12 protein-coding genes and 2 pseudogenes are annotated in these 10,379 nt (G+C 66.9%); 5 read left to right on the top strand and 9 right to left on the bottom strand.

The annotated features are described in order from the left end of the window. Positions 1–2 precede the first annotated feature (2 nt). Both OK352_RS10810 and OK352_RS10805 read left to right on the top strand, forming a co-directional pair. Positions 3–707 carry a ThuA domain-containing protein gene (locus tag OK352_RS10810; RefSeq protein WP_265141471.1) on the top strand — a complete coding sequence of 235 codons (705 nt, stop codon included), beginning with the start codon at positions 3–5 and terminating at the stop codon, positions 705–707. 83 nt (positions 708–790) lie between these two features. Then, the gene (locus OK352_RS10805; protein ID WP_265141470.1) at positions 791–1,876 is read left to right on the top strand and encodes a Gfo/Idh/MocA family protein; all 1,086 of its coding nucleotides are present in this window, start codon (positions 791–793) and stop codon (positions 1,874–1,876) included. Between the two features lie 113 nt (positions 1,877–1,989). Here the strand turns inward: OK352_RS10805 and OK352_RS10800 are convergent, their stop codons facing one another. Both OK352_RS10800 and OK352_RS10795 read right to left on the bottom strand, forming a co-directional pair. Then, a complete protein-coding gene (locus tag OK352_RS10800; protein WP_265141469.1) occupies positions 1,990–2,397 on the bottom strand; it encodes a hypothetical protein in 408 nt (135 codons plus the stop codon). 118 nt (positions 2,398–2,515) lie between these two features. Next, entirely contained in the window at positions 2,516–2,893 is a 378-nt protein-coding gene (locus OK352_RS10795) for a MarR family winged helix-turn-helix transcriptional regulator (protein ID WP_265141468.1), read from the bottom strand. Between the two features lie 189 nt (positions 2,894–3,082). Here OK352_RS10795 and OK352_RS10790 point away from each other — a divergent pair. Continuing rightward, positions 3,083–3,331: pseudogene (locus OK352_RS10790) on the top strand (LLM class flavin-dependent oxidoreductase); the annotation flags it as partial. Between the two features lie 46 nt (positions 3,332–3,377). Here OK352_RS10790 and OK352_RS10785 read toward each other — a convergent pair. Beyond that, a complete protein-coding gene (locus OK352_RS10785) occupies positions 3,378–3,767 on the bottom strand; it encodes a heavy metal-responsive transcriptional regulator (RefSeq protein WP_006215441.1) in 390 nt (129 codons plus the stop codon). A gap of 105 nt (positions 3,768–3,872) precedes the next feature. Here OK352_RS10785 and merA point away from each other — a divergent pair, with 105 nt between their 5' ends. Together merA and OK352_RS10775 are read left to right on the top strand one after the other, a co-directional pair. Beyond that, a complete protein-coding gene (merA, locus tag OK352_RS10780) occupies positions 3,873–5,294 on the top strand; it encodes a mercury(II) reductase (protein ID WP_265141467.1) in 1,422 nt (473 codons plus the stop codon). Positions 5,295–5,343: 49 nt separating this feature from the next. After that, positions 5,344–5,646: a hypothetical protein gene (locus OK352_RS10775; RefSeq protein ID WP_265141466.1), complete on the top strand. Its 303-nt coding sequence runs from the start codon at positions 5,344–5,346 to the stop codon at positions 5,644–5,646. Between the two features lie 18 nt (positions 5,647–5,664). On the opposite strand, the gene OK352_RS10770 is transcribed toward OK352_RS10775, so the two are convergent. From OK352_RS10770 to OK352_RS10745, 6 genes and pseudogenes are all read right to left on the bottom strand, one after another. Beyond that, entirely contained in the window at positions 5,665–6,564 is a 900-nt protein-coding gene (locus tag OK352_RS10770; RefSeq protein ID WP_306387791.1) for a hypothetical protein, read from the bottom strand. 412 nt (positions 6,565–6,976) lie between these two features. Beyond that, a pseudogene (locus OK352_RS10765) lies at positions 6,977–7,438 on the bottom strand (relaxase/mobilization nuclease domain-containing protein); the annotation flags it as partial. Further along, entirely contained in the window at positions 7,435–8,025 is a 591-nt protein-coding gene (locus tag OK352_RS10760; RefSeq protein WP_006358982.1) for a hypothetical protein, read from the bottom strand. The pseudogene OK352_RS10765 and the gene OK352_RS10760, both read right to left, overlap by 4 nt. Further along, entirely contained in the window at positions 8,022–9,443 is a 1,422-nt protein-coding gene (locus tag OK352_RS10755) for a Rep family protein (protein WP_040004150.1), read from the bottom strand. The genes OK352_RS10760 and OK352_RS10755 overlap by 4 nt, the downstream gene beginning before the upstream one ends. A 342-nt stretch (positions 9,444–9,785) precedes the next feature. Next, positions 9,786–10,034 (bottom strand): hypothetical protein, encoded by a 249-nt coding sequence (locus OK352_RS10750; protein ID WP_006215448.1) that lies wholly within the window; start codon positions 10,032–10,034, stop codon positions 9,786–9,788. Then, a complete protein-coding gene (locus tag OK352_RS10745; protein WP_006215449.1) occupies positions 10,034–10,246 on the bottom strand; it encodes a hypothetical protein in 213 nt (70 codons plus the stop codon). The genes OK352_RS10750 and OK352_RS10745 overlap by 1 nt, the downstream gene beginning before the upstream one ends. Positions 10,247–10,379 lie beyond the last annotated feature (133 nt).

Here is a 10,379-nt window from a genome sequence, read left to right as displayed (position 1 = left end):
CAATGAGCAGCAACCGCAGACGGGCACTGATCGTGCGCGGAGGATGGGACGGGCATCAGCCCGTCGAGACGACGAACAGCGTCATCCCGTTCCTCGAGAACAACGACTTCGACGTGCGGGTGGAAGAGTCCACGCAGGTCTACACGGAGGCCGACTACCTGGCATCCGTCGACCTGATCGTGCAGACGAACACCATGAACACCATCGCTGACGATGAGCTGGCGGGGCTGATCGCCGCTGTCCGCGCCGGCACTGGGCTCGGCGGATGGCACGGCGGCATCGCCGACTCCTATCGGAACAGCGCCGATTACCTGCACATGGTTGGCGGGCAGTTCGCGCACCACGCAGCGAAGGCACCTAAGGATCAGCTTGCGGGCGAACAGGCCGACAATTACGTGACGCACACCGTGAACATCGTTCCCGAGCGAGCCGAGCACCCGATCGTGGCAGGGCTCGACGACTTCGAGCTCACTACCGAGCAGTACTGGGTGCTCTCCGACAGCTACAACGACGTGCTCGCCACGACGACGGTCGCCGCGCGTGACTTCGATGCGTGGAACGCGCCGGTCACCACTCCGACGGTGTGGACGCGACAGTGGGGCGCGGGCCGCATTTTCGTCTGCACGGCGGGACACCGCCTCGATGTGCTTGACGATCCGAACGTGCGCACGATCGTCGAGAGGGGCCTGCTGTGGGCAGCACGGTGAGAAGCGACTCGCAGGGAATCACACAGCGGGGCAGTCAACAGCAGGGCAGCAGAGAGCAGGAAACCAGCCAGCAGGGGAGCAGCATGCACGAGCCGAAGACGCTCGCGATCGGCGTCATCGGCGTCGGAAACATTAGCGCGCAGTACTTTGCCGAGCTTCCGAAACATGAGAATGCGCGGATCGTCGCCGTCGCCGACGTCGATGAAGCACGGGCGGATGGTGTCGCCACCGAGCGCGGCGTGCGTGCACTGAGCGTTGACGAACTGCTCGCCGACCCCGACATCGACCTTGTGCTCAACCTCACGATCCCGGCCGCTCACGCCGAGATCGCCCGTCGGGCGCTCGAAGCCGGAAAACACGTCTACGGAGAGAAGCCGCTCGCGCTGACTCCGGCCGAGGCGTCGCCGCTTCTCGACCTTGCCCGGGAGAAGGGGCTGCGCATCGGCTGTGCTCCCGACACGGTTCTGGGCACGGGTGTGCAGTCGGCGCGACACGCTCTGGATGCCGGGATGATCGGCTCTCCTGTGGCAGCATCCGTGCACTGGAGTGCTCCGGGGCACGAACTCTGGCACCCGGCGCCGGCGTTCTATTACCAGCCTGGGGGAGGTCCGCTGTTCGACATGGGCCCGTACTACCTGACGAGCCTGGTCACGCTCTTCGGCGCGGTGACGCGAGTGTCGGGAACGGCGACTCGGTCATTGCGAGAACGGACCGTGGCGAAGGGAGCGCTCGCCGGGCAGCCCGTTCCCGTGGAGGTCGATACGCACGTCAGCGCCCTGCTCGAGCACGCGTCGGGAGTGACGACGACTCTGACAGTGAGTTTCGACGTCTGGGCAACGCGCGCGCCGCTGTTTGAGGTGTACGGAACGGCGGGAACGATATCCGTTCCTGATCCGAACCACTTCTCACACGTCGGCGAGGTGTGGACGCCCGAGAGCAGAGAATGGATGCCGCTGGCCGACGCGGCGGGATTCCGCGACGGTGGGCGTGGCATCGGCATCGTCGACATCGCGGACGCGATCACGCAGGACCGTCCACATCGAGCATCCGGAGACCTGGCGTTTCACGTACTCGATGTGATGGACGCGATCCTGCGTGCAGGTCACGAGCACCGAGTCGTCGAGATCGAGAGCACCGTCGAGCGTCCGGATGCTGTGCCACAGCGTTGAGCAGGTCTACCCGAGTATCTCGCGGAGGAACTCGAGCGCATACTGGCGGTCGAGCGGCCTGCCGCCCCCCGTGATCGTTGTACTGCTACAGCGTCATGCGGCTTTGCCGTGGATCAGCGGGGAAGGTGCCCCGTGCGCAGCAGCGAGTCGAACTCTCGCGTGAATCGCTCGGCGTCGACCTTGCGATTGGGCACCATCCTGATGTCGTGGGTCTCACTGGAGTGCACCCTCACCCGGGTGAAGAGTCCGGGTCTGTAGCTGATGCCGGTGATGGAGCGTGCGCTGGCTTCTTTCTTGAGCCGCACGCCTTTGACGCCGCCCGTGACCTGTGCCACAAGGAGCCTCTGCGCCGTGGCGATCATGACGAGCGGGTACCTTCCTGCGACCCCGGGAAGTGCGAGAAGCACTTCTTCTTCAGAATCTAAGATCCGGGGAACATCACGCTGCAGCCCAGGCGAAGAGAACAGCTCGTTGCGTGAGAGTGCCGTGCCGTATGACATCGCGGCTGGAGTCGGAACCATGTGAACAGCGTAAAAGTCAGGCAGACAGATCGTCCATGGGCAGTACTGCACGGTGAACATGCCTCAGCTGGCCGCTGTCTCGCGCGCACCTATGCATGGCGTTGTGCCCCTGTGCAGACTATTCTCGCGGAGTTGCGGCGCGCAGCTGCTCAGCGATGGGGTGCAGAAGCTCAGCGAGATCGGCGATCTTGTCGGCCGGAACATGGTTGAGCACCCGCTTCCGAATCTCACTGACGTGGGCAGACGCTGCCGAAATGAACGTACGGCGCCCCTCCTCAGTGAGCGAAGCGTAACGGTTGGCGCCTCGACGTTCACGAGTGACCAGACCGCGCTCCTCGAGCCGACTGATCGTGTGCGAGAGCCGAGAATATGAACCGGATGTGATGGCGCTGAGGTCGATCAACGGCGCCGTGTGCTCCGAAGTGCGGTACAAGGTCAGAAGCACTGCGTAGTCATAGTGCCCGAGGCCCGCGTCTCGGCGGAGCTGCTGGTTCATAACCGCAGGTAAGCACTGCGAGATCAGGTGCAAATTGGTCCACGCAGCTTCTTCATCGGCGCTCAACGCTTGTCTCCGGGTCATGATCCTCCTGCAAGCATCCTGCCAGGTGCAACTTGAACATTCAAGTACTGCATCGTATCGTGTACTTGAACATTCAAGTAGCGTCACAAAAAGGGATGGAGCGACATGAAGAATATTGGGTTTCTCTCGTTCGGGTTCTGGAATCGCGGTGTCGGATCCCGCGTTCGATCAGCGGCAGACTCTCTCACCCAAGCCGTCGAGATCGCGGTAGCCGCGGACGAGGTCGGTATCGATAGGGCGTATTTCCGCGTTCATCATTTTGCGAAGCAGCAGTCCTCACCATTCCCTCTCCTCGCTGCAATCGCCGCCCGTACGACGCATCTGGAGGTGGGAACCGGCGTCATCGATATGCGTTAGCGCATATCGGGGTTGTAGCGTTGGAGTCATTGGCTACCGTCGTCTACAAGTACCTACACACTTGATCGGTGCTGCACGTTTCAGGGTCCGGGTGCGCGGCGTCCTGTCTGAGGTCCGCGATAGTGTCGCGCAGCACGGAGAGCTGCGCGATCTGCTGCTCGATCTCAGCGAGGCGCACGTCAAGCAGGTCGCGCACGTGCTCGCAGGGCGCATGGCCGCCGTCGCGGATGTCGAGGATCTGGCGGATCTGGGCGAGGGTGAGGCCCGCGGCCTGGCCGCGGTGGACGAAGTCGATCCGGGCGACCGTCTCGGGTGCGTAGTCGCGATAGCCGGACTGCGTGCGCTCGGCCGGCGGAAGCAGCCCCTGCCCCTCGTAGAAGCGGAGCGTCTTCGCCGTGGTGCCCGCGCGTTCGGCGAGTTCTCCGATGCGCATCGCGGCCTCCGATCGTTCGGCAGGAGCAGGCTTGACCTTCCCCTGCACTGGAAGGTCCAGTATGGCTGAGACAGAGCAGAAAGCCAAGGACTGACAGGAGCAGCGATGCCTACCAAGTACGACCTCGCCATCATCGGATCCGGAGGCGGAGCATTCGCCGCCGCCATCCGTGCGACCACGCTCGGCAAGTCGGTGGTGATGATCGAGCGCGGGACGCTCGGCGGCACCTGCGTGAACACCGGCTGCGTGCCGTCGAAGGCCCTCATCGCCGCTGCCGACGCCCGTCACGTCGCCGCCGACGCTTCAGGCCGGTTCCCGGGGATCGCGGCGACGGCTGAGACAGTGGACATGCCTGCGCTGATCGCCGGGAAGCAGGCGCTGGTCGAGTCGCTGCGCGGCGAGAAGTACGCCGACGTCGCCGACTCCTACGGCTGGCAGGTCCGCCGCGGCGATGCATCGTTCGCCGGCGGCCCAGACGCCCCGGTACTGGAGATCATCGCCGGCGACGGGACGGTCGAGACCATCGAGGCCGACCACTTCCTGGTCGCGACTGGTTCTCGCCCGTGGGCTCCGCCGATCGACGGCCTGGAGGAGACCGGGTACCTGACCTCGACCACGGCAATGGAACTCGCTGAGGTTCCTGAGTCGTTGCTGGTGCTCGGCGGCGGCTACGTCGCCCTGGAGCAGGCGCAGCTGTTCGCTCGCCTCGGCTCGCGGGTCACGCTGCTGGTGCGGTCCCGGCTCTCCTCGAAGGAGGAGCCGGAGGTGTCCAAGGCGCTTCAGGAGACGTTCGCCGACGAAGGCATCCGCGTCGTCCGCCGCGTGGTGCCCACCCGGGTCTCCCGCGGCACGGGAGGCGAGGCCGTCGTGACCGCCGACGTGTCCGGCGACTCGCAGGAGTTCCGCGCCGAGCAGGTGCTCGTCGCCCTCGGACGCCGTCCCGTCACCGATGGCCTGAACCTCGATGCGGTCGGGGTGAAGACCGGGGACTCCGGCGAGGTGGTCGTCTCCGACCGGCTGCGGTCCTCGAACCCGCGGATCTGGGCCGCGGGCGACGTGACCGGGCACCCCGAGTTCGTCTACGTCGCCGCCCACCACGGCACCCTCGTCGCCGAGAACGCGTTCGCCGACGCCGATCGTGCCGTCGACTATTCCCGCCTGCCGCGGGTGACGTTCACCGGGCCCGCGATCGGAGCGGTCGGGATGACCGAGAAGGAAGTGCTTGCTGCGGGGATCCGCTGCGATTGCCGCGTCCTGCCGCTGCACCACGTGCCCCGCGCGCTGGTCAACCGCGACACCCGCGGGTTCATCAAGATCGTCGTGAACGCCGACACGAACGAGATCCTCGGCCTGACCGCCGTCGCCAAGGACGCCGGAGAGCTCGCCGCCGCCGGTGTCCACGTGCTCGGCAAGACCGTCGCCGAGATCGCCGACGCCTGGGCTCCCTACCTGACGATGGCCGAGGGCATCCGGATCGCCGCGAAGGCCTTCACCACCGACCCGTCGCTGCTGTCGTGCTGCGCATGACCGGCAACGCAGGCAATCGGGGAGATCTCATCCTGAAGAGGTGCAGACGATGAGCGCCGATCAGGACCGCGACGAACGGCGCGCCGGTCCCGTCGTCGCTGCAGGGACCGGACTGCTCTTGCTGGCATGCTGCGCGCTTCCGTTGCTGCTCTGTTGCGGCCTGCCGCTCATCGCGGCGGGCGGAGCACTCGCGGGCGTCGGTGGGCTCCTCGGTAACCCCTGGATCATCGGTGCCGGGATCGCCGTCGTGATGGCCGTCACGGCGGGGATGCTCGTCAGGTTAGGGCGGCGGCACCGAGGCCGCAGGACCGGCTGCTGCGAAAATCCTTCGACCGCTGATCGGAACCGGTAGCTCGAGCGGATCCAGCCATCATCGCCACCTCGGCCACTTCGGCACCCCGCGACCCTTCCACGTCTCCACGAGACCGGCGGCCGAGCGGACGGACGCGAAGAGCCCGTAGCCGGCCCCGGCGAGACCCACGGAGACCACGAGCCAGCGCCCGATGCCGAGCCAGATGCGCCCGTCCACGTCGAGCGCCCACTGAGCGCCCGTGATGAGACCGGCGATGCCCATCCAGAGCCCGGCGACGACCACGACCACCGGCAGCAGGGCGAGGCACATCGCAGCGGCGGCCGACCAGAGCTGACGCGCTTCGAGCTTCGCCGTCGCCGCCATGATCCGCTCGGCGCGCTCGTTCGAGGCGTCGAGGTTCGCGGTCATCGTGGCCGAGGCCTCCCCGGCGACCTGCTCGACGGCCTTCTCGACCCGCTCCTCAGTACGCTTCTCGATCCGCTGCACCTCGCCGCCGACCTGGCTCACAAGCTTCTGGTTCGTTGTGGCCTGCACCTTCAGACCCTCAATCGCCGAGGCCGTAGCCGCGCGATTCTTCTGCGCCTCCGCGACCAAGGTTCGCGACGCGGCGTTCAAGCTCTCGCCGTTGAGACTCTGCGCGAACTCGCCGAGCGTGCTCGCGATCTCGTTCTGCCTGCTCTCGATACTCGCGATCCTCGCGGACACGTCGCTGGAGGGCGAGGAGGTCGACGCCGGGGTCGTGATCCGCTCCAGCCGCCTCGTCGTCTCCTCGTCCATGACCTTCACGAACCCCGCGAGCTTCTTCTGCTGCTCGGTCAGCGTGGCAATCCTCGTATTCTGCGCCTCGACGGCGGCGAGGATCGAGGTCAACAGCTCCATCGTCTCCGGACTGCCGAGCGGCTGCGGCGACTGCACGGGCCCGTTCTGCTGCTTCAGCCTGTCGAGCGCTGCGCTCATGTTCCTGCTCCTTCTGCTGCTGGTGGTAGTCGAAGAACGCCTGCGCGCCCTCCGGGGTGAAGTCCGCCGAGAGCGCGCTCGCGCGTTTGCGGCGATCGGCGCGGCCGGACTCGCCGCGGCGGTCCTCGATGTAGAGCGTCCAGGTCTCCTGCCCGGCGCGCTTGCCCTTCTTGCTGACGGGGCTGTGCAGCCGCATCCTCGGCACACGTTCCCCGGCGTCGTCGAGCTGCTGGTTCTGCTCCTCGATCACCGCTTCGAGACCGGCCTTGTCCACCACGCGGGGGTCGGCCAGTGCGGCGCTCATCCGGTCACCCATCTCGCGGTCGAGCCCGCCCTCCGCGAAGTCCTCGCGGCGCAGCTCCCAGTCCTTCGGCGCGTGCTCCAGCCGCTTCACGACCGAGAGCCCGTGCTCTCGCATCAGCTCGTCGTTCGCCGACTGCACGCCCCGCTGGTTCCCGGCCTTGCGATCGTGGAACGTCCGGTAGTCCGAGAGCGCCTTTCCGGTCCGGTTGCTGTGATTGATGACCAAGATGTGGTTATGCGGCTTTCTGCCCCGGCCATCCACGTGACTGACCACGAGGCAGTCCGAGTCGGGGTGCATCCTCTTCGCGAGCTGATAGCCGAGATCGTTCACCCGCTGCACGTGCTCCGGGTTCTTCGGGTCGAACTCCTCGTCGCTGAAAGACTGCCGGTAATGCAGCGCCTCGACCTCGCGCGTGGTGTTCTGCGTGAGCGCCCGTGCGCGCGCCGAGAATGCGCCAGGGCCTCCCGGCACTTCGCACGTGATCGCGACGCCCCGCTCGTCCTCCTTCCCGCGGATATAGCGCTCGGTGTCGGCGGCGCTGGTGCTCGGGCTGTAGTGGGTGGTGCTCATGCGGCCGTCCGATCCCCGAGCAAGGCGCGGACCTCGCGCAGCAGCTCGATCAGCTCGGGCACCTCCGACGACAGCGCCACCGCCTCACCGGCGCGCGCGCGGCGATCCAAGTCGTTGACGTTGATCGCCAGCGGGCGCACCTGGGCAGCCAGCTCACGAGCGTCCGCCGACGCCTGCACACGCGCCTCGACCCCGAGCAGGTGCGCCGCCACGGCGGCGTCCAACTCCTCCGAGCGGGAGGCGTGGAGGGCATCGCGTACGACGGTCCGCACCCACGTGCTCGGAGCCAGCCCGAGCCGCTTCGCACGAGTGCGAAGCGCCGCGAGCGTCTCCTCCCCGAAGTCGGTATCGAGCTTCGCGCGGCCCCCACGACGACGCTTCGCGCCGCCGTGACTCTGACGCACAGCCTCCGCATCAGCCCGACCGGTGTTCACCTGGGAGTCGGTCTGCTGCTCCACCTGTACGCCAGAGTGGCAAGCAGTAGGCCTGTCGGACACATCGCTGACGCTCGTGTCCTCCAGCCCTGCTTGCGAGGGGCCTCCGGCCCCCTCGACCCCCTGGAAGAGCGAATGCTGATCGGTGCTCATGCGGCACCTTCGATCAGCGCCAGCGGCACGTCCGGACTTCGCACCGCGAGCCCGCTGAGCAGCTCCGCGACCGCACCGTCCGCGTCGTGTTCCGCCGAGGTCTCCGGACCGTACGTCAGTTCCCGCGACCCGGCGTTCTGGTGGTACGCGTTGCCGTACATGCCGGGCGTGTGCGCGGCGGTCGGGATGCTGCACTGGTGCCACTCGTAGGGCTCGATCTTCCCGATGTGCTGCACGAGGTAGCGGTTGATGTCGTCGGCGCGGTAGACCTTCACGACCGACGCCAGGCGGCGGATGAACTGGTCCAGCGCCTCGTCCACGTTGCCCTTCTGGCGGGCGTAGTAGAAGAACTCGACCGGCTCGATCGTCGCCGTAATCACGATGAGGCGCGGAGCCACCTCGCCCTTGTTCTTGTACCGAGCCTTCGCAGGCGAGGCGTTATACGGATCGAGCAGCAGCAGCCAATCGTTCGCGTCCATCGCCGAGGCCCGCAGATCGTCCAGCAGCAGCACCTCCTCGCCCCGCCAGTCATCCAATGGGTTCCCCGTCGCGGCACGGTAGACCTGCCACCGCTCGCCATGTGCATTGGCCGCGCTAATCGCCTCGGTGATGAAATCCGTTGCGAACCGAGTCTTGCCGATCCCGGCATCCCCGTGGACGAACACCACGTGCGTCGAGAAGGCACCGGCGCGCAGCTTCGCGGCCGCCCGGTACGCGCGGCGCTGGCCGTAGGCCGACAGCGCGTCGTCGATCTCCCGCTGATGCCGCGAGTAGATGTCGAACAGTTCGTCCGTGAGCATGATCTGATCCCGCGTGATTTCGCCCTGCAGCACCCGCTCCCGCATGTCCTCGAAGTTCTCCGCGACGACCTTCTTCTTCACGTGGGCGCGCCCCTTGAGCCAGGTCTCCCGGCGCTGGGCGTCGATCCCGAGGTAGTCCGGCCCGCGCACCGTGGCGACCTCCGACGGCGCGTACTGATGCTTGTCCGCATACTTCACGTGAGTCAGGTACGACAGCATGTTGTCGAAGGCGTACCGACCGCGGCCCGGCTTCTCGACGTACTGGGGCTCGACGCCGATGCCGAACGCGAGCCGATCCAGCGGCGCGCTCTTCGCACGGCTGGCGAACTTGATGACCGCGTGCAGGTGATCGGGCTTCGGCTCGACCACCAGAGCCTTCTCCGTGTCGCTCCAGACCTCGCGCTCATCCTTGTCGTGCACGATTCCGTAGGCCTCGATGACCTCGCAGCCGATGGCCTCGAGCCGCTGCGCGACGTAGGCGAGGATCGCCCCGGCTCCCTGCTCGAGCAGCGCGGCCCCGTTCGGGTCCTCGGCAGCCCAGGTCCAGTACGACGGATCGAGGTACTGCGTGAGCCCGATGCTCGTCGGGTTGTTCTCCTGCTTAGCCACGGCGACCACCCCCGTCGCAGGCGGCGTGGAGGGCCGCAGAGGGGGTGCGGCGCCTAAATGACCCCCTATTGACCCCCAAATGAGACCTCAAATGAACCCGCGAGGCGACGCGACGCAGCGAAGACGGAATCGGCTTCTGACCAGGCGCGTTGTTGCAAGGCGCGGCAATCGACAAGCCCTTGCCGCGCCCGTAGGAACGAATGAGGCCCCCGAAACTCTTGGAGTGCGAAGCACGGCTGCGGACCGTCATCACGGCGATGGGCAGCCCGCCTTCGGCGGGTGCCAGGCCAGGCCCTCCGGGCGGGGTCAGGTCGGCGGGTGCGGTGCTGAGGTTGCGTGCGTCGGCGTGCATCAGCGACCACCGCCCCGGCCGTAGCGCTTGATGACAGCCTGATGCGTGACGCCGAGGGCGTCGCCGATCCTGGCCCAGGTCACCCCGTCGGCGCGGGCGTCGGCGACGGCGATCTCGACGGCCTCCTCCAGCACGGAGCGGAGCACGCCGAGGTCGTAGAGCTGGGCCTCGCCATCGGCGAGGGACGGGTCGCCCTGTCGCCAGCGGAAGCTGGTCAGGTGATCGAAGGCGGCGGAGTTCGCGCTCATCAGCGACCACCGCCCATCACGGCGGCGACGGCGGCGCGCTGTCGCGGCGTCAGCGGAGTGAGAGCCAGGCGCTCACCGGCTCGGCGACCGGCGGCGCGGGCGGCGGCGATGACGGGATCGAGCCCATCAGCATGCGGAACGGGAGACGAGTCCTGATCGAGAGCAGGGCAGTCAAGCGCGGATGCGCGGGGAACGTCGATAACGACAGACATCGGAAGTCCTCAGATATGAGTATCTTCCGGTTCCCCGCCACGGTAGTTGGGCTGTTTGACCGGCTACTCATCCGGGAGCAGAACCCCGCGCTTCTAAGTCGCGGCCCCGGTGGGATCTTCTTGTCTGCAACCA

It is taken from the genome of Microbacterium sp. MPKO10 (assembly GCF_026107415.2).
Lineage (GTDB): Bacteria > Actinomycetota > Actinomycetes > Actinomycetales > Microbacteriaceae > Paramicrobacterium.
Note: the sequence above shows the minus strand (reverse complement) of the source record. Positions and strands in the feature narration are given on the sequence as shown.

Bases quoted from the DNA above. Each gene is read 5' to 3' on its own strand.
- OK352_RS10810 (WP_265141471.1), top strand. From the start codon at position 3: ATGAGCAGCAACCGCAGACGGGCACTGATCGTGCGCGGAGGATGGGAC.
- OK352_RS10805 (WP_265141470.1), top strand. From the start codon at position 791: ATGCACGAGCCGAAGACGCTCGCGATCGGCGTCATCGGCGTCGGAAAC.
- OK352_RS10800 (WP_265141469.1), bottom strand. From the start codon at position 2,397: ATGGTTCCGACTCCAGCCGCGATGTCATACGGCACGGCACTCTCACGC.
- OK352_RS10795 (WP_265141468.1), bottom strand. From the start codon at position 2,893: ATGAACCAGCAGCTCCGCCGAGACGCGGGCCTCGGGCACTATGACTAC.
- OK352_RS10785 (WP_006215441.1), bottom strand. From the start codon at position 3,767: ATGCGCATCGGAGAACTCGCCGAACGCGCGGGCACCACGGCGAAGACG.
- merA (WP_265141467.1), top strand. From the start codon at position 3,873: ATGCCTACCAAGTACGACCTCGCCATCATCGGATCCGGAGGCGGAGCA.
- OK352_RS10775 (WP_265141466.1), top strand. From the start codon at position 5,344: ATGAGCGCCGATCAGGACCGCGACGAACGGCGCGCCGGTCCCGTCGTC.
- OK352_RS10770 (WP_306387791.1), bottom strand. From the start codon at position 6,564: ATGAGCGCAGCGCTCGACAGGCTGAAGCAGCAGAACGGGCCCGTGCAG.
- OK352_RS10760 (WP_006358982.1), bottom strand. From the start codon at position 8,025: ATGAGCACCGATCAGCATTCGCTCTTCCAGGGGGTCGAGGGGGCCGGA.
- OK352_RS10750 (WP_006215448.1), bottom strand. From the start codon at position 10,034: ATGAGCGCGAACTCCGCCGCCTTCGATCACCTGACCAGCTTCCGCTGG.
- OK352_RS10745 (WP_006215449.1), bottom strand. From the start codon at position 10,246: ATGTCTGTCGTTATCGACGTTCCCCGCGCATCCGCGCTTGACTGCCCT.